Origin of the sequence: Gilliamella sp. Imp1-1 (assembly GCF_001690415.1) — a bacterium.
GTDB lineage: Bacteria > Pseudomonadota > Gammaproteobacteria > Enterobacterales > Orbaceae > Gilliamella > Gilliamella bombi.
Map to the genome: position 1 here is coordinate 14,852 of NZ_LZHK01000054.1, position 18,787 is coordinate 33,638.

General features: G+C 34.7%; 16 protein-coding genes. 3 read left to right on the forward strand and 13 right to left on the reverse strand.

Translation table 11 applies throughout. The features are described 5' to 3' along the window. Positions 1-23 precede the first annotated feature (23 nt). The 12 genes from uvrD to pmbA form a co-directional block, all read right to left on the reverse strand. Complete coding sequence (gene uvrD / locus A9G38_RS05350; RefSeq protein ID WP_141671733.1) at positions 24-2,204, reverse strand: DNA helicase II; 2,181 nt, start codon at positions 2,202-2,204, stop codon at positions 24-26. Positions 2,205-2,419: 215 nt separating this feature from the next. After that, positions 2,420-3,133, reverse strand: a complete 714-nt coding sequence (gene yigB / locus A9G38_RS05355) for a 5-amino-6-(5-phospho-D-ribitylamino)uracil phosphatase YigB (RefSeq protein ID WP_034912504.1) — start codon at positions 3,131-3,133, stop codon at positions 2,420-2,422. 2 nt (positions 3,134-3,135) lie between these two features. Beyond that, positions 3,136-4,056, reverse strand: coding sequence for a tyrosine recombinase XerC (gene xerC / locus A9G38_RS05360; protein WP_335340391.1), 921 nt, complete (start codon positions 4,054-4,056; stop codon positions 3,136-3,138). A 9-nt stretch (positions 4,057-4,065) separates the two neighbouring features. After that, the gene (locus tag A9G38_RS05365; RefSeq protein WP_051634231.1) at positions 4,066-4,803 is read right to left on the reverse strand and encodes a DUF484 family protein; all 738 of its coding nucleotides are present in this window, start codon (positions 4,801-4,803) and stop codon (positions 4,066-4,068) included. A gap of 159 nt (positions 4,804-4,962) precedes the next feature. Beyond that, positions 4,963-5,787, reverse strand: coding sequence for a diaminopimelate epimerase (dapF, locus tag A9G38_RS05370; protein ID WP_034912507.1), 825 nt, complete (start codon positions 5,785-5,787; stop codon positions 4,963-4,965). A 121-nt stretch (positions 5,788-5,908) separates the two neighbouring features. After that, positions 5,909-7,162 carry a diaminopimelate decarboxylase gene (gene lysA / locus A9G38_RS05375; protein ID WP_034912509.1) on the reverse strand — a complete coding sequence of 418 codons (1,254 nt, stop codon included), beginning with the start codon at positions 7,160-7,162 and terminating at the stop codon, positions 5,909-5,911. Between the two features lie 21 nt (positions 7,163-7,183). Next, positions 7,184-7,339, reverse strand: coding sequence for an LPS translocon maturation chaperone LptM (lptM, locus tag A9G38_RS11665; protein WP_080702339.1), 156 nt, complete (start codon positions 7,337-7,339; stop codon positions 7,184-7,186). Between the two features lie 242 nt (positions 7,340-7,581). Beyond that, entirely contained in the window at positions 7,582-9,675 is a 2,094-nt protein-coding gene (gene recG, locus A9G38_RS05380; protein ID WP_034912511.1) for an ATP-dependent DNA helicase RecG, read from the reverse strand. Positions 9,676-9,680: 5 nt separating this feature from the next. After that, positions 9,681-11,789, reverse strand: coding sequence for a bifunctional GTP diphosphokinase/guanosine-3',5'-bis pyrophosphate 3'-pyrophosphohydrolase (gene spoT, locus A9G38_RS05385; protein ID WP_034912515.1), 2,109 nt, complete (start codon positions 11,787-11,789; stop codon positions 9,681-9,683). A gap of 18 nt (positions 11,790-11,807) precedes the next feature. Then, the gene (gene rpoZ / locus A9G38_RS05390; RefSeq protein WP_034912518.1) at positions 11,808-12,098 is read right to left on the reverse strand and encodes a DNA-directed RNA polymerase subunit omega; all 291 of its coding nucleotides are present in this window, start codon (positions 12,096-12,098) and stop codon (positions 11,808-11,810) included. Positions 12,099-12,252: 154 nt separating this feature from the next. After that, on the reverse strand, positions 12,253-13,995 hold the full coding sequence (locus tag A9G38_RS05395; protein WP_202961561.1) for a SulP family inorganic anion transporter: 1,743 nt from the start codon (positions 13,993-13,995) through the stop codon (positions 12,253-12,255). 8 nt (positions 13,996-14,003) lie between these two features. Further along, positions 14,004-15,356: a metalloprotease PmbA gene (pmbA, locus tag A9G38_RS05400; RefSeq protein ID WP_034912523.1), complete on the reverse strand. Its 1,353-nt coding sequence runs from the start codon at positions 15,354-15,356 to the stop codon at positions 14,004-14,006. Between the two features lie 77 nt (positions 15,357-15,433). Here pmbA and yjgA point away from each other — a divergent pair, with 77 nt between their 5' ends. From yjgA to cspE, 3 genes are all read left to right on the forward strand, one after another. Beyond that, on the forward strand, positions 15,434-15,970 hold the full coding sequence (yjgA, locus tag A9G38_RS05405) for a ribosome biogenesis factor YjgA (RefSeq protein ID WP_034912533.1): 537 nt from the start codon (positions 15,434-15,436) through the stop codon (positions 15,968-15,970). Positions 15,971-16,032: 62 nt separating this feature from the next. Beyond that, a complete protein-coding gene (ppa, locus tag A9G38_RS05410; RefSeq protein WP_034912536.1) occupies positions 16,033-16,563 on the forward strand; it encodes an inorganic diphosphatase in 531 nt (176 codons plus the stop codon). Positions 16,564-16,948: 385 nt separating this feature from the next. After that, positions 16,949-17,158, forward strand: coding sequence for a transcription antiterminator/RNA stability regulator CspE (gene cspE / locus A9G38_RS05415; RefSeq protein WP_025315032.1), 210 nt, complete (start codon positions 16,949-16,951; stop codon positions 17,156-17,158). Positions 17,159-17,306: 148 nt separating this feature from the next. Here the strand turns inward: cspE and gapA are convergent, their stop codons facing one another. Then, positions 17,307-18,305, reverse strand: a complete 999-nt coding sequence (gapA, locus tag A9G38_RS05420) for a glyceraldehyde-3-phosphate dehydrogenase (protein ID WP_034912538.1) — start codon at positions 18,303-18,305, stop codon at positions 17,307-17,309. Positions 18,306-18,787: the final 482 nt, after the last annotated feature.

The window sequence follows — 18,787 nt, forward strand, 5'->3', positions numbered from 1 at the left end:
CACAAATTTTACTTAAAAGAAATCTACAATAAAGTAAGATTTGCTAATTTAACTACTAGCCATTTTATACCTTCATTAACAAAAGCTATTTGTACTCGCTTATGATCACCTTCGCCATCAAGATTAACAATAGTTCCTTCACCAAAACGTTTATGTAACACTTTACGACCTAATTTGTAACCATCACATTGAGGCTTCTTTTTAGGAGGAGACTTTATTTTTTCAGGCGACATTGTTCCTTGATAACTAATTTCATTTAATTTATCAATGGGTAATTCAGATAAAAAGCGTGAAGGTAAATTACGTTCTTCACGACCATATAGACGCCTTATTTGAGCTAATGATAATGTTAGATACTTACGTGCTCGAGTAATGCCAACATAGGCAAGACGACGCTCTTCTTCAAGTTTATCGAAGTCTTGAGAAGATCTTAAGTCTGGGAATATGCCCTCTTCTAGTCCTACAATAAAAACATTATCAAATTCAAGACCTTTGGCAGAATGTAGAGTCATTAGTTGAACTGTATCTTGTTCACTAATTACATCTCGGCTTTCTAATGACGTATATGCTAAAAATGATTCTAACACAGTTAATGCCTTACCCGTTTCTTTATCTTGAATAAGGTTATTTTCATTAAAGCGATAAAACTGCTCAGCGGCCGATACCAATTCTTCAAGATTTTCCAGCTTTGATTGTCCTTTAATACCAGGCTCTTGCTCATACATTTGCAATATGCCAGATAATTTGATAATAATATCAAGTTGTTTATAAAATGGTTTAAGCTCTACTTTATCGAAAATTGATTCTATTAATTCCAAAAAACGACCAATCCCAGAGCTTTGCCGTTCAGTAAAAGCATTGGTTTGGATTAGCATTATACATGCATCCCATAATGAAATATTATACTGCTTTGCAGTCAATCTAATTTTATCTAGCGTGACATTACCAATACCTCGAGTTGGGGTATTGATTGTAGCTTCAAACGCCATGTCATTATTGTGGTCATGTAATAGCCGTAAATAAGCAAGCGCTAATTTGACTTCTTGTCGTTCATAAAAACGAATAGATCCATAAATTTGATAAGGTAAACCCGCTTGCAACAATGTATCTTCAAATATACGTGATTGTGCATTATTACGGTACAATATCGCACAATCTGCGTACTTTCCACCTTCGTCATGGAACTTTTTTATTTGACTGACAACAAATCTTGCCTCATCAATATCATTAAAACCAATATAAAGCGTAATCAGTTCACCGCCGCCTATATCTGTCCATAAATTTTTACCCAATCGGTTCTGATTTTTAGATATTAAATTATTAGCTACATCTAAAATGTTACCAGTTGAACGATAATTTTGTTCCAACCTAATAATTTCAGTTTCAGGGTAATCGTTCATAAATAATTGGAGATTATCCGCATTAGCACCACGCCAACTGTAAATAGATTGATCGTCATCGCCTACAATCATTACATTGGCTGTATTACCTGCCAGTTTTTGTACCAAACGATATTGGATCTTATTAGTGTCTTGAAATTCATCAATTAAGATATTACAAAAACGATGATGACAATAATTTAAAACGTCTTGATTATGGCAAAGCAGTTCATACGTTCTTAAGATTAATTCTGAAAAATCAACGTATCCAACTCTATCGCAAATAGTCTGGTAGTCTCGATAAATCGCCTGCCACATCACTTGTTTAGGATCTTCAGGAACAATATCTTCCGCTCGGAATCCTTTTTCCTTTTGAGTAGAAATAAAAGCAGCACACTGTTTTGGCGACCATTGTTTTTCGTCGATTTTTAGTTCGTGAAAAATTCGCTTGATAAGCCGAATTTGATCTTCAGTATCAATAAGTTGAAAATTAGGCGGTAACTTAGCTTGCTCAGGAAACATACGTAACAAACGATGAGTAAGCCCATGGAATGTACCCACCCACATACCATTAAAATAACCCTCGCCGACTAATGCTTGAATACGTTCTTGCATTTGAATAGCCGCTTTATTGGTAAAAGTAACCGCAAAAATTGAGCCAGGTGAATAACTCTTTTCAATACAAAGCCAAGCAATACGATGAACTAAAACACGCGTTTTGCCACTCCCTGCACCTGCAAGAACAATTGAATATTGACTATCGGTAGTAACTGCTTTTTGTTGCTCTGTGTTTAGGCCATCTAATAATAATTTATTAATTTCCATTACATGCAAACCTATTTTGATAATAGAAACCGTCAAGTAGCATTATTGTTGAAAGAGTTATTAATATTTTCATCATATTCCGAATACGTTTGTCCACTGTGATCTAACAGAATATAAATAAAGACAAAGCTTCTTAGGTAAAAATTTCCATTACTACTAAAGAAACGTATCTTTGCATTTATTTTACTGTTTATTTGTACAGATAAGGAGGTTAATTATAGCAGATTCTCTAATTCTGGCAATTGTGTTATTTCGATGTGAGGTAAACATCTAGTATCATTAAGCTGAAAAATATCCTGATTATAAATATTAATAAAACAAGCTAAAAAGCCGTTATCAATAGCTCCATTAACATCCGTTAATAAATTGTCACCCACATGTAAAATAGAGTGTGATGGAATATTAAGTTTGTGAGATGCTAAATCAAAAATTTCAGGAAAAGGTTTAGAACGGCCATGTTCACCACCACGTAGTGAAAATTGAAAATAATCACCTATGCCAATTTTGTTAATATCAACGTTACCATTAGTAATAACAGCCAAAGGATATTTAGTGGCTAATTTAGTTAATAGTGTATGCGTTGATTCAGGAACGTTCATCTTGTGCCGCCAAACATTAAAACAACTCATTGCTTCATCGATGACATCAGCAAATTTTGATGCTGGTATATTAGTTTTATTTAATAGCGATGTAATGGTTTGAATTCGCCAAACAATAACATCGTGATAAATTTCAGGGTCAGATGCAAGTACAGCACGCTTTTCAGCAAAATATTCGGGTAAAGTAAGTGTGCGTAATTGTTCATAACCTTGAAGAGTTTTGATCATTTCGTCTTCCGCTTTTTCAACGATCATGCTGTTATTGTATAACGTATCATCTAGATCAAAAGTAAACGCTTTAATCTTATTAATAGATCGATAAAAGTGCATCGTTATTTTCCCCTTTTAGCGCGTGGATGGGCTGAATCATAAACTTCAGATAAATGCGAAAAATCTAAATGCGTATAGACTTGGGTCGTTGATAAATCAGCATGCCCTAACAATTCTTGTACTGCACGCAAATCACCACTTGATTCTAGCATATGAGTTGCAAATGAATGACGTAATTTGTGAGGGTGAACATGACTGCTTAACCCTTGTTTGATTCCCCACTGAGCAAACCGTTTTTCAACATTTCGCGGTGAAATACGCTTACCCAATTTGGAAATAAATAAAGCATCATCTTGTGGTGTTAAGAAATTCCGCATTGACAACCAGTGTTTAATCCATTTGATAGATTCTCGACCTAATGGCAATTTTCGCTCTTTATTCCCCTTACCCATTACGCGAATTTCACCATCAACAAGATTCAATTCTTGACAGTTAAGACCGACTAATTCAGAAAGGCGTAACCCTGAACCATACATAACTTCAAGCATAGTTCTATCACGAACAGAAAGCGGATCATTATGATCAATATCAAGCAGTTGATTAATTTCGTCAATATCAATATTTTTGGGTAAGTGTTGACCTAATTTTGGATTTAGCACGCCTCGAGCTGGATTAGCGGTAAGCTGCTCGTTTTTTACCATCCAATCACAAAAACTACGCAAAGCAGAAAGTCTTAATGATAAGCTTCTTGCTTGTAAGCCCGTCTGTTTGCTACGACTGATTAACAATCTAACTGCGGATGAATCCAAATTTTGCCAGTTCGAGATTTCAAGTTCACTTGCCAACGAAATAAGCGCATAAAGTTGACGTCGATAATTAATCTGAGTATTTAAGCTTAGTTGCTTTTCTGACTTTAGATAATTTAAAAATTGATCAACAGGCAGCTTTAATGCCGTATTATCATTTTTATTAGGCTGCATCATACTATGTCCTTATTTTGTTCGCATAATCCATCTGCTAATTAAAATTGGTAAAATTTCACTCATTTTTTCAAGTAATAATGTACCTTGTCCTGCTTGATAATGTTCGGAATTAGCACTAGTAAACATTAAAAGCCCCAAATCACCAAATCGACCTAACAAAGATAATGCCACTGAGCCAACATAACCGTGTTCATCAGGTAATAAAAAATCAAGCTCAGTTGAATTTAATGTACCTAAATATTGTTGACTGTACTGGAAATGTCTAACACGAATAAAATCAAATTGTGATGAATCTAAAGCTATATGATGGTAATTTGATGGCGCATTAAGCAACCATTTGTCACCAAAAAGATATAAATAAGCACCACTAAGTCCTAATGATTTAGCCCATGTGTTTAATAAAACAATAAGTTGATTTAGATCCTGTGCTTTAATTAATTCAATTTGCAGATCCATTAGCTGATTAAACAACAATTCGTTGGCACTGGCATGTTCCAATAATAATGAAATTTCGCACTCTAATTGGTTAATTTTATTGCGCTGACGCGCCATGTTCCATTCTGGTAAAGAAACCATTCCCCTGACAGGATGAGGCACTCGCATACACTCAACATACCGGGCATTTCTCATAAAAAAATCTGGATTATCAATAATATATTGACAAACGATTTCATCATTCAATTTTAATGATGAAGACGATTGCCGAGCTTTTTTTACTCTTAAATTTTGTGTATTTTTACCAACCATAATTAGCGTCTATTGTATTACCGTGTTATCACATGTTTCTACTGTTTTCTTTTCGGTTAAAGATAAAAACTTAAATAAAATCAATATCCCACCTGAAGGTTTTTTGCCTTGTTATTTTCTGTCAACAAGTTTTAGAGTCTATTGGGGGGGATGTTAAAGTTAAGTAGCAATAAAACCATCATATACATGTGTAGCAGGTCCAGTCATATAAAGTGGTTGATTTCCACCTTTCCATTCAATTAATAATTTGCCACCAGGTAAATTGACATTAACTTGTTGGTTTAATAATCCTTGATTGATGCCTACTGCTACTGCGGCACAGGCACCAGTACCACAAGCTTGTGTTTCGCCAACCCCACGTTCAAATACACGTAAATTAATGTTATTGCGATCAATAATATGCATAAATCCAATATTGGCACGTTCAGGAAAACGTTCATGCTGCTCTAATAATGGACCTAGTGTTGCCACTTCTGCGGTTACAATATTATCGACTTGAACAACACAATGAGGATTGCCCATAGATGCAACACCACATAATATAGTCTGTTCTTGTGCTCGGATTATATAAGTTTTTTCTTCTTTTATAGCTTTGAAAGGAATTTTGTTAGGTTCAAAAATAGGCTGTCCCATATTAACACGCACAGTATTATCATCATTTACGGTTAAAACAATATTGCCTTTCATGGTACTAACTTTTAACACTCGTTTTCGGCTAAGGCCTTTTAAACGAACAAAACGTGCAAAACAGCGAGCCCCATTACCACATTGCTCAACTTCAGAACCATCTGAATTAAAAATACGATAATGAAAATCACTATCTGGTACATAAGGTGGCTCAACAATAAGAAGTTGATCAAACCCGACACCAGTATATCGATCTGCCATACGTTTAATCATTTCTGTCGAAAGATGAACATTTTGCGTCACAGCATCAATAACCATAAAATCATTTCCGAGTCCATGCATTTTTGAAAAGTTCATCGCTAGTTTACCTTCTGTTGTCAAACATGTTTTTATTTTTAACTTTTAGTCTAAACTGTTTACCAACATCAACTAAAAGAGGAATGCTATTATAATTAAGCATTCAATAACCTGTTAAATATTATAAAACTACTTCACCTCGCCATAAATCATCGAAGGATTCACGTTGGCGAATTAATTTATGTTGTTTATCATCAATAAGCATCACTTCTGCTGGTCGTAAATGGCTATTATAATTTGATGCCATACTAAAGCCATAAGCACCAGCACTACAAATTACCAACAAATCATCTTGTTTAACCGAAAGCTCACGCTGATAAGCCAACACATCGCTAGATTCGCAAATAGGTCCCACAACATTATAGACCAAAAATTCATCACCAGTTTGTGGTTGCTTTTCAGGTAATACTCTCATCCAAGCATCGTAAAGAGCGGGACGAATTAAGTCATTCATACCTGCATCGACAATTGCAAAATGGTTATTATCTTGGTGTTTGGTATATTCCACCTTAGTAATTAGCAACCCTGAATTAGCAACAATCGAACGCCCTGGTTCAAACAAAATTTCAATATCAGGATAATCAACTAATTTGTTCTTAAGTTCGGTTACAAGTTGCGATGCTGTTGGTGGTTGTTCGTTATCATAACAGACCCCTAAACCTCCACCTAAATCAATATGTTCAATTACAATATTATTAGATTGCAATTTATCAACTAAAGCGAGTATACGATCGGCAGCATCAAGAAATGGTGACAATTGAGTTAATTGAGAGCCAATATGGCAATCAATACCAACGATTTTAATGTTAGCTAATGAGCTTGCTTTTCGATAAACATCTAAAGCTAACTCATAGCTAATACCAAATTTATTTTCGCGAAGACCTGTTGAAATATAAGGATGTGTTTTAGCATCCACATCAGGATTGATTCTCAATGAAATCGGTGCAATTTTACCTAATCTTTTAGCAACTTCATCAACTCGGTATAATTCAGCCTCAGATTCAACATTAAAGCACTTAATACCAACTTCAAGCGCACGTTCAATTTCAACTATTGATTTAGCTACACCTGAAAAGACAATTTTTTTAGGATCTGCTCCTGCTTTTAATACTCGTTCTAACTCACCTTGTGAAACAATATCAAAACCAGCACCCAGTTTTGCAAGTAAACTCAAAACAGCCAAATTACTATTAGCTTTAACCGCATAACAAACCAAATGTTTATTATTAACCAAAGCATGTTCATACTCTAAAAACTGTTTACTTATGTATTCGGCCGAATAAACATATAATGGTGTACCATACTGCTTAGCAAGATCCGCTATCGCTATCTGATTGGCAAATAAACGATTTTGTTGATAATTTAAAAAATCCATCATGTTATTCCATTATGCAATTTAAATAAATAAACCAGATTGAATTGAAGCAGTTGTTAGTTTTGTTTGTTGCATTGCTGTTTTTTCAACTGGATGATAAAGCGGACCTTTTAATCCACATCCTACTAATGCCAATGTAACAAAACAGATAGAGAGTAATTTTCTAGTTGATTTCATACAATATTCGCAATTCTTTCCATTTTTTATAATACTATCTATATTACACGATAGGCACAATGCTGCAAAGCGCAAATCATCATGCGAACATAAACAGATATATAAAATAAGTAAATATATTAAATTAAAGGTACAAGACTACATTCTACACATCAAATTACTATGCAATAAACCGTTACACAATTTGTAGATATGATTCAGATTGATAATTTCAAAACTTATCAGAAAAAATCAGCTAAGTTTTATGCATTAATATACTTTTCACGATTTGGAAGCCAACAATCAACTAATTGTTCAGCACTGTGTGGATGGTTTTTTTGGATGTCATAAGATATATTTTGAATTTCACTAATCAAATGCTGGTCGCGAATCAAATCAACAACTTTAAAATTAGCTGTACCCATTTGCCGAGTCCCTAAAATTTCACCACCACCACGAAGTTCAAGATCTTTTTGGGCAATAACAAATCCATCAGTACTTTCACGCATTACCTTCATGCGTGCTTGAGCAACTTTACTTAGAGGAGCTTGATACATTAATACACAATGAGATACTGCCGTGCCACGTCCAACTCGCCCACGCAACTGATGTAACTGAGCTAAACCTAAACGTTCTGCATTTTCGATAATCATTAAACTAGCATTAGGAACATCAACACCAACTTCAATAACTGTTGTAGCAACCAGCAGTTGAATTTTTCCTGCTTTAAACTCTTGCATAACTGATTGTTTTAAATCAGACTTCATTTTACCATGCACTAACGCAATATTTAAATGCGGCAAACGCATTTGCAATTCTGCAACCAGCATTTCAGCCGCTTGTGCGTCAAGTATTTCGGACTCTTCGACCAAAGTACACACCCAATAAACTTGGCGGTTTGCTAAGCAAGCTTGATTTACACGTTCAATAATTTCATCTCGGCGATTATTAGGTATTACAACTGTGTTAATTGGTGTTCTTCCTGGAGGTAATTCATCAATAACAGAAACATCTAAATCAGCATAGACTGTCATGGCTAATGTTCTTGGAATAGGCGTTGCTGTCATAATTAATTGATGCGGATAAAGATGATCTTTAATTCCTTTTTCCCAAAGACTTAGGCGCTGATTAACACCAAATCGATGCTGTTCATCAATGATGACAAGACCTAACGAGGTGAATTCTACTTTATCAACAAATACTGCATGAGTACCAATTAACATAGTAATTTCACCCTTTTGAAGGCGCTCATAACGCTGTCGCTTATTTTTGGCGGTTAATCTTCCTGACAACCAATCAACACTAATTCCCAACGGCTCAAACCAAGTACTAAAATTATTATAATGTTGCTCGGCTAATATTTCTGTTGGTGCCATCAAAACCACTTGGCAACCATTTTCAATTGCATTCAACGCTGCTAAAGCTGCTACTAATGTTTTACCAGAACCAACATCACCTTGAATTAATCGCATCATAGGTACTGGTTTTGCCATATCGAGATAAATCTCTTGCACAACTCGCTGTTGAGCATGGGTTGGCGTGAAAGGTAATGATGATAAAAACGGGTTAATCAAGTGTTGAGTCGGGGAAAACAAGTGTGCCTGCTGTCTTTGATTATGTTTTTTTATCATTAACATACTCAAATGATAAGCAATCAATTCCTCAAAAATAAACCGCTTAATAGCTGGGTGATCACCCGACTCCAACTGTTCAATCTCAGTATCAATGGGTGGATTGTGAATAATATTTAAAGAATCAAAAGCCGACAAAAACTGACAAGCTAGCTGTGGAGGTAAAACTTCTTCTGAAGGATTATTTTTCAGCAAAATTAGCGCAGCCATAATTGACCGTCGAATCACAGCCTGAGTTAATCCATAAGTAGTTGAATAAATAGGTGTGTATCTTTCTTGATCATCTTCTAACGTAGTAGATTTTTCGTCTCGACTTGTTTTTAATTTAAATTGTGGATGAATTATTTCAAGATAATTTTTACCACGTTTTATTTCACCATAAGCACTGATCCACTTACCTTTAATTAGCGAAGCCTTCATGCTGGCAGTAAAATGCATAAATCGTAATATTGCAATACCAGAATCATCTTGAACGTAACAAACTAGCATTTGTTTACGACCAAAAGCAATTTCGCTTTTAATAATAACACCTTCAATTGTCGTAAATTCACCAATATTGGCGTCAGCAATAGCGCAAGATGAAGTACGATCTTCATAACGTAAAGGAAAATGCAATAACAGATCTTTAGCGGTATAGATACCTAATGTATTGAACTTTTTTTCTAGACTTTCACCAATTCCCGTTAGTTTTATCAACGGTAAATGGTCAAAAAAACGATTTATCATAATGACTAATTTATATTTCGTTTAACACTTACTACATCAGGTTGTAGTAACATTTTACGAATTAATTCATTAAGTTGCTGGGTATTTTTTACTTCTATCTGTAGAATAACAGTATAAATCTGCCTATCTTTTTCTTCGGTATTTAACCATTGCAAGCGAGTATTTTCATCATTAATAATTGACAGTATATGCGCCAAAGAACCTTGAGTATTTAAAATATCGAGCCAAATTTCAGCAACAAAACGTTGAGAAATATCCGGAGCCCATTTAAGTGAAATATATTTTTCTGGATTATTTTGATAACCAGTAACATTTCGACAAGATTCATGATGCACAATTAACCCCTTCTCTGGACTAACATGCCCAACAATAGGATCATTAGGAATCGGATGACAACACTTAGAAAATGTAACAGAAACGCCTTCACTGCCAGTAATAACAAGAGTTTTATTTGACTCTGATTTATTTTGCAGCAGCGCTTTATGTTCTAAACCTTTGGCAATAAAATGGCTCATAATATTACCTAATCCGATTTCGACTAAGACATCATCAAAATTGGACAATTTGGCTAACTCAACCACTCTAGCCTTTTGGCTTTCTGACAGTCCATTAATACCGCCAGATTTAACTAACGAAAGATTCAATAAACGTCGACCCAATTCAATTGCATCTTCACGCTTAAGAGTTTTAAGCGCCTGACGAATACGCGACTTCGCTCTAGCACTAACCACAAAATTTAACCAACTAGCATTAGGATGACCTTCAGGAGAGGTAATAATTTCAACTGTTTGCCCACTGCTTAATGGTTGTGATAAAGGATAAGGTTTACGATCAACAATTGCGCCAATGCATTGATAACCAATATCAGAATGGACTGCATAAGCAAGATCAACTGCTGTTGCTCCTTCTGGTAATTGCACAATACGTCCTTTGGGAGTAAAAACGTAAATCTCTTTAGGAAACAAATCAGATTTAACGTTTTCGATAAATTCGAAAGAATTCCCTACGCTTTGTTGCAATTCTAACAGGCTTTGCATCCAGCGCTGAGCTTTAATTTGCGCAGTAGTATTGTTTAATTCATCAACTGCATTATATGCCCAATGAGCAGCAACACCCATTTCTGCCATTTGATCCATATCTTCGGTACGAATTTGGACTTCAACTGGTGTACCGTGAGGGCCTATTAACGATGAATGCAATGATTGGTAGCCATTTGCTTTAGGAATAGCGATATAATCTTTAAAACGATTAAGACGTGGTTTATACAAATTATGTACCAGTCCAAGAGCACGATAACAAGCATCAACATCATTTACCACAATTCTAAAAGTGTAAATATCCATGATAGAATGAAAATGTTGTTCACGTAGTTTCATCTTTTGATAAATAACATAGATATTTTTCTCGATACCAGTAACTTCTGCATCAATATGAGCGTCATGTAATCGCCCACGGATTTCAGACAAAATTTGTTGAATTAGCTCTTTTCGCGTATTTCGCGCTGTTTTAACGACTTTTTCAATCACTTTAGCTCGATTTGGATGCATTGCTGTAAAGCCCAAAATCTCAAGTTCTGTTTTGATGTGATTGATACCTAAACGATGAGCCAACGGTGCGTAGATTTCGAGGGTTTCTTTAGCAATGCGACGACGTTTATCAGGTCTTAAAGCACTAAGTGTACGCATGTTATGCGTACGATCAGCAAGTTTAATTAAAATTACACGCACATCCTCAGTCATAGCAAGCACCATTTTCCGAAAATTTTCAGCTTGTGCTTCTTGCCTGTTACGGAATTTTAATTTATCAAGTTTAGAGACACCTTCGACTAAAATGGCAACATGTTTACCAAATTTGTCGGTAATATCTTGAAAAGTGACAGGAGTGTCTTCAATAGTATCGTGTAAAAGTGCGGCAATAACTGTTTCATAATCAAGCCGCATCTCAGCTAGATATGTTGCAACTGCAACTGGGTGAGTTATATAAGGTTCACCACTACATCGGAATTGCCCTTCATGTGCATTTTTAGCAAAAAGATAAGCATCTTGTATCAATTCGACTTGTTTAGACGGAAGATAAGATGCTACAACCTCTTTTAAGCCATCAAAATATTGCATAAGCAATTCCTGTAAAGCTTATTCGTATGATGGTGTGTTTTCGAGAAGAATCGACTCATGAAGTGTTGCTCGTGTTTCTTCCTCTTTGTTTTGACGAGCTTGAAAATCAGCAATATCAAGAATCTGTTTATTGACAAGACCATCTTCAATTTCACGTAAAGCAATAACAGTTTCTTTGTCGTTCTCTTCAGGAACATGTGGTGATTTATTTTCCACTTGTAATTGACGAGCGCGTCTCGCTGCTACAAGAACGAGATCAAAGCGATTACCAATTTTTTCTACTGCATCTTGAACAGTTACACGTGCCATTTTTACCTCTAATTTTTTACTAAAATACTTTATTTGAAAGATCTAATATTGTACTTAAATTTGTAGGCGATTGTCCATATTAATATTACTTTATCTGTCAATAATTGAGAAATGTCAGATAATTAAAAACAAATACTACATATTTGATGAAAAGTCATGATAAATGTTCAGATTCATCATCAGTTTTATTATCCATATGCCCCTTACTTTGAGCTAACTTAACTGCAAAATAAAGATCATAAGCAAACTCGATATACTCATCATCAAGCTTAATATTCATCTGTTTAAACCAATTTTTAAGTGTTTTACGCCGACCAGATAAAATTAGGGTAACATTTCTTACTTTTAAAGACTTCACTAATTCATCAATTCCCGACAGCACACTCACATCTTTATAAGTAAAACAAGGAATGGCATCGACAATAACATAGCTTATTGGATCACTAGACTCATCAATATAACTGATAATTCTTCGCTTAAAATAAGCGATATTGAAATAAGTTAGCGGAGAATTAAATCGATAAATCATTGTATTACTGATCGGTTGCACATTTTGGCTTATAGAATGAATCCGACCACTTTCATCAACACCTAGTAATTGATCTTTTGGTCTAAATACCCGACGCAAAAATAAAAATAACCCCAGTAGTACCGCTAACGCCATACCAGGAATAATCCCTATAACAAGTACTGAAATGAGTGTTATCAAACTCAAATAAAAAGCATCTCGATCAAATTTAAAAAAGCGAACAATGGTTTGAAAATTAATGAGTGAAATTGAAGAATATATTAAAATCACCCCTAACACACAAGTTGGAATATATTGTAAAGGCGAAAGAAAAAACAATACCACAATACCAATTAATATTGCTGCAATAACCGAAACTAGTTGTGTTTTACCTCCATTTGCATCATTTACAGCTGTTCTTGATGATGTACCACTAACAACAAAGCCTTGTGATAACCCTGCTACAATATTAGCTATACCTAACGCTTTAAATTCAACATCGGCATTGGTTTCATAGTTATTTTTTGATGCAAAACTGCGTACAGTTATCATCATACTAACAAAACAGATGATAGCAATATTAAGTGAAGGAACAACTAAATCACGCATTAATCTTTTATCAAAATCAAGCCATGACTCGGTAGGAATAAAATCACTGCTAACATTACCAATAATACGAATATTAAAATATTCAAAATTAAATACCCACGAAAAAAACGTCATGACAATAACAGCTAATAAAGGTGCAGGATATAGAGGTTTTAATCGCTTTAAGGCAATTAAAATAGACAAAGTAAAAAACGAAACGAGTGCAGTGCCTATATGAATTTCTGACAATTTAAAAGGGAAATAGACTATTCGCTCAATCAAATAAGAATAATCGTAGCTAAAGCCTAAGGTCTTGGCTAACTGATCGACCATAATGGTAATTGATATGCCATTAAGCAAACCAATTAAAATAGGCTGACTAAGTAAGTCGGCTAAAGCACCAAGATGTAACTTTCCAGCAATGATACACCAAATGCCTATCATTATTGTTAATATAATAACTAATTGCCAGCGCAATATTGGATCATTAGCCGCTAAAGGTAACACAACAGCGGCAACTACAGCGCAAGTTGCTGTATCAGGTCCTACAATCAATTGTTTAGAAGAACCAAAAAACGCATATACAATTAAAGGCAAAATGGTCGAATACAGTCCAGCTATAGCGCCAACACCAGTCAATTCAGCATAAGCAATTGACACAGGTAACGAAACAGCTGCAACTGATAAACCAGCTTTAATATCAAAATTAAGATATTCTCGTTTATACTGTAATAAACTGCCTAATCCGGGCATCCATGCAATTAGTTTTTGAAAAAAAGTACTTTTTAACAAATCAGCCATGCTAATCCTTATTTCCCCGCTATACTCATATTATCAATCAAAATTGAGCCACATTGAATACTTGTTCTGGTTTCGATATCGTTTCCAATTTCCACAATATTTTTATACATATCTTTAAGATTACCAGCAATGGTGATTTCACTAACTGGATATTGAATTTTTCCATTCTCAACCCAAAATCCTGTAGCTCCACGCGAATAATCACCAGTCACACTATTAACACCTTGCCCCATTAACGAAGTCACCAAAACACCTTTATCCAATTTTTTTAGCATCTCATCAAAACTAGCATTTGCATGGCTTGGCGATACAAACCAATTATGAATCCCACCTGCATGCCCAGTCGATTTTAAGCCTAATTTACGAGCTGAATAATTGCCTAACAAATAAGTTTGCAACACACCTTGCTCAACAATATTGCGCTTAACTGTTTTTGTCCCTTCACTATCAAAAGGCGATGATCCAACGCCTTTTAAAATAAAAGGATCCTCATAAATAGTTACCCAATTAGGAAAAATCTCCTTCCCTACACTATCTAAAAGAAAAGAAGATTTACGATAAATGGCACCGCCACTTATGGCCCCCACTAAATGCCTAATGAGTCCAACGGCAACTTCAGCACTAAATAACACTGGAGTTTGCATTGTTGCGATCTGTTTAGCGCCTAAATGTGAAATCGCTCTATCAGCTGCCTGCACACCAACCCAATCAGCAGACTTGAGCTGACTATAATCACGTGATGAAGTATAAGCATAATTACTTTCCATCTGCCCTGCTTGTTGAGCAATAACTGAGCATGAAAGTGAATGTGAACTTGCGCAATAACCTTGCAACATCCCCAAACTATTACCATAAACATAAACGCCATAGCGACTACTAAAATAACCGCCATCAGAATTAATCAATTTGGAATGATTTAACGCAGTTAATTCGGCTTGTTTAGCCTGCTCAATGGCATTATCAACGTTCAAATCACTAGGATGAAATAAATCTAAATCGGGTGGATTAAATGCCATTTGACTCACATCACCCAAACCTGAACAAGGATCTGGCGAAGTATATTGCATAATATCAATCGCCATATTCACCGTTTGCAAAATAGCCTGAGAAGACAAATCATTGGTAGAAGCACTCCCTTTACGTTTATTTTGATAAACAGTAATAGATAACGCACCATCACTATTAAATTCAACATTCTCGGTTTCACCCATGCGAGTGCTAACATTAATACCTGTTGACTTATTAATCGATACCTCAACTTCATCAACACGTGACTTTGCTTGCTCAATAGCATTAGCAACAATTGCCGATAAAGTTTCTTTTTGATTTAAAGCTTCTTTTTTAATCTGTTCAATACTCATTTTATTATTTTCTACAATTCTGCTAGCGATACGTTATAATAAGCTAGAATTACACAATAGTTAACAAAAGAAATAACATGAATCATAATCAAGAGACAAATCTAGAACCCAACTTCGCTATTGACACTGAAGATGACGAAATCATCTACGTTAGTAAAAGTGAAATTAAACGTGATGCTGAAGTTTTAAAAAAATTAGGGATTGAACTTGTCAAGCTAAGCAAAAACGAACTTGAAAAAATTCCTCTCGATGAAGATCTCTCTTATGCAATTGAACTTGCGCAGAAAATAAAAAAAGAAGGGTATCGCCGCCAAATTCAATACATTGGTAAACTGCTGCGTAACCGAGATATTGACCCAATTAGTCAAGCACTTGATAAACTTAAAAATCGCCATAATCAGCAAATCGCCCTGTTTCACAAACTTGAAAAACTTCGTGATGAATTGATTGCAACTGGCGATGCCGAAAATATTATCGGTTTGTACCCAACTGCTGATCGTCAGCAATTACGAACCTTAGCCCGTTTAGCAAAAAAAGAGCAAGAAACAAACAAGCCAACCAAAACGGCAAGACAAATTTTTCAATATTTAAAAGAATTGAGCGACACTGAATAATCTTTATAATGTGCCGCTTATTATTCACAAACACTATATAAACTTAGATAGAGGATACAAAAATGGGACTTTTAAATGTACCAGCAGGTAAAGAATTACCAGATGATATTTACGTTGTGATTGAAATTCCAGCCAATGCAGATCCAATTAAATATGAAGTTGATAAAGACACTGGCGCTGTATTTGTTGACCGTTTTATGGCTACAGCAATGTTTTATCCATGCAACTATGGTTATATTAATCACACATTATCATTAGATGGCGATCCAGTTGATGTATTAGTCCCAACGCCATATCCATTACAACCAGGCTCAGTTATTCGTTGCCGCCCAGTTGGTGTATTAAAAATGACAGACGAAGCAGGTCAAGATGCAAAATTAGTTGCAGTACCCCACAGCAAACTATCAAAAGAATATGATCACATTAAAGATGTTGATGATTTGCCTGAATTGCTCAAATCACAAATCAAACACTTTTTTGAACAATACAAAGCATTAGAGAAAGGTAAATGGGTGAAAGTTGACGGATGGGATAACGCTAATGCAGCCCGTAAAGAAATTATTGAGTCATTTGAACGAGCAAAAAATAAATAAAGTTCAATAAAAAATATTTTTATCAAAGCCATAAATATTATTTTATGGCTTTTTTATTTTTCATAATTTTTTAGTGACTTTAAAAATCAATTAAAATTTCAGCGATTAAAATTTGACTTTTATCAATTAAAAAATAATTTCCTGAAAATTCAATAAAACTTTTTTTTTTATAAAAAAAAATTATTATTCACATCTTGCTTTTGATTATAATTTATGCGGTAATATCACTGGGTAAACAACAAAGTACAAAATAGTGAATAACAACGAACCACAATAATGTATTATTAAGCACATTATCTTGGCTTTTAGTTACATTATTAACACGATGTTAAAACCCATACGGTCGTAATGGCTAATTATTAATTATTGTTAGGATGTCTAGTAAATGAATAAAAAAACAGGCCAAGTAAAATGGTTTAATGAAAGTAAAGGTTTTGGTTTTATTACCCCTGCGGATGGAAGTAAAGATGTATTTGTTCACTTTTCAGCTATTTCAGGTGATGGTTTTAAAACATTAGCTGAAGGACAACAAGTTGAATTTGCTATCCAAGATAGCCCTCGTGGACCTGCAGCTGCTGAAGTCGTTGTAATCTAATTGAAACTTTAGCATTTCATATTAGAAAAACGCTCACTCACAAAGTGAGCGTTTTTTTTTGTCTCTAAAAAAAGCTAAAAATCTCTCTAAAATAAGAGCATAAAAAAAGCGACCCTAAGGCCGCCTTATAAACAAAGTTAAATATCAATTATTTTTTAGAAATAACTGCGATTAAATCTAATACTTTGTTTGAATAACCTACTTCGTTGTCATACCAAGAAACAAGTTTAACAAAGTTATCACTTAATTGGATACCAGCTTTAGCATCAAATACTGAAGTACAAACTTCACCTAAGAAATCAGTAGAAACAACATCATCTTCGGTATAGCCAAGAACGCCTTTCATTGGACCTTCAGCAGCGGCTTTGATTGCTTTACAGATATCTTCATATTTAGCTGGCTTTTCTAAACGAGCAGTTAAGTCAACAACAGAAACGTCTGGAGTAGGAACTCGGAAAGCCATACCAGTTAATTTACCGTTTAATTCAGGGATAACTTTACCTACCGCCTTAGCAGCACCGGTTGATGAAGGGATGATGTTTTGAGCAGCACCACGACCACCACGCCAATCTTTATGAGATGGACCATCTACAGTTTTTTGAGTTGCAGTTGTTGCATGAACAGTTGTCATTAATGCTTCAACAATACCAAAGTTATCGTTGATAACTTTAGCTAAAGGCGCTAGACAGTTAGTTGTACAAGAAGCGTTAGAAACAATATCTTGACCAGCATAATCTTTATCATTAACACCAATAACAAACATTGGAGTGCTGTCTTTAGAAGGACCAGTTAAAACAACTTTCTTAGCACCAGCTTGGATGTGTTTACGAGCAGTTTCATCAGTCAAGAATAAACCAGTTGCTTCAGCAACAACATCAACACCAACTTCGTTCCATTTTAAGTTTGCAGGATCACGTTCAGCAGTAACACGAATTGCTTTACCGTTAACGACTAATTTACCATCTTTAACTTCAACTGTACCGTCAAAACGACCATGTGTTGAATCATATTTAAGCATATAAGCCATATATTCAACATCTAATAAATCGTTGATAGCAACGATTTCAATGTCTGAACGTTTTTGAGCAGCACGGAAAACAATACGGCCAATACGGCCAAAGCCATTAATACCTACTTTGATTGTCATAACAATTACCTTCTTTTTAGTGTTTTTAATGTTAAAAATCTTTCCTGTAAACTATCAAATTTTAAAGATTTATTCAAGAAGATTCCTAATAATTAAACACGAAATGATTAAATAGGTTAAACTGAATGTAATTTATATTAATTATTATAAAGAAAATCATGATATTGTAAAAAATAACCTAACATAGTAAGCCGTACTATAATCAAAAACCGTCCTAAAACTAAATAACAAACCAATAACTTAGAATTCAGTTTTAGATATATTCTAACGTCGTAAAAAGGCAGGCATATAAATTTTACAATATGTAGGATTTTTACCTTAAAATACTTCAGGTAGCGTATTGATCTTATTGAAGTTCCTAGATTACACCATGAAGTGCAATTCTTCTTAGCTCCTTAGAATAAAAATCGGCAGGGCTTTTAAACTTATGCCGTTTTCTTGGGCGTGTGTTCAATAGATATTGTATTTTCTTTATCTGTTTG

Coding starts and splice junctions, on each gene's coding strand:
- uvrD (WP_141671733.1), bottom strand. CDS start 2,204: ATGGAAATTAATAAATTATTATTAGATGGCCTAAACACAGAGCAACAA.
- gapA (WP_034912538.1), bottom strand. CDS start 18,305: ATGACAATCAAAGTAGGTATTAATGGCTTTGGCCGTATTGGCCGTATT.
- dapF (WP_034912507.1), bottom strand. CDS start 5,787: ATGAACTTTTCAAAAATGCATGGACTCGGAAATGATTTTATGGTTATT.
- lysA (WP_034912509.1), bottom strand. CDS start 7,162: ATGGATTTTTTAAATTATCAACAAAATCGTTTATTTGCCAATCAGATA.
- recG (WP_034912511.1), bottom strand. CDS start 9,675: ATGATAAATCGTTTTTTTGACCATTTACCGTTGATAAAACTAACGGGA.
- yjgA (WP_034912533.1), top strand. CDS start 15,434: ATGAATCATAATCAAGAGACAAATCTAGAACCCAACTTCGCTATTGAC.
- spoT (WP_034912515.1), bottom strand. CDS start 11,789: ATGCAATATTTTGATGGCTTAAAAGAGGTTGTAGCATCTTATCTTCCG.
- lptM (WP_080702339.1), bottom strand. CDS start 7,339: ATGAAATCAACTAGAAAATTACTCTCTATCTGTTTTGTTACATTGGCA.
- cspE (WP_025315032.1), top strand. CDS start 16,949: ATGAATAAAAAAACAGGCCAAGTAAAATGGTTTAATGAAAGTAAAGGT.
- xerC (WP_335340391.1), bottom strand. CDS start 4,056: ATGATGCAGCCTAATAAAAATGATAATACGGCATTAAAGCTGCCTGTT.
- A9G38_RS05365 (WP_051634231.1), bottom strand. CDS start 4,803: ATGGTTGGTAAAAATACACAAAATTTAAGAGTAAAAAAAGCTCGGCAA.
- A9G38_RS05395 (WP_202961561.1), bottom strand. CDS start 13,995: ATGGCTGATTTGTTAAAAAGTACTTTTTTTCAAAAACTAATTGCATGG.
- yigB (WP_034912504.1), bottom strand. CDS start 3,133: ATGCACTTTTATCGATCTATTAATAAGATTAAAGCGTTTACTTTTGAT.
- pmbA (WP_034912523.1), bottom strand. CDS start 15,356: ATGAGTATTGAACAGATTAAAAAAGAAGCTTTAAATCAAAAAGAAACT.
- rpoZ (WP_034912518.1), bottom strand. CDS start 12,098: ATGGCACGTGTAACTGTTCAAGATGCAGTAGAAAAAATTGGTAATCGC.
- ppa (WP_034912536.1), top strand. CDS start 16,033: ATGGGACTTTTAAATGTACCAGCAGGTAAAGAATTACCAGATGATATT.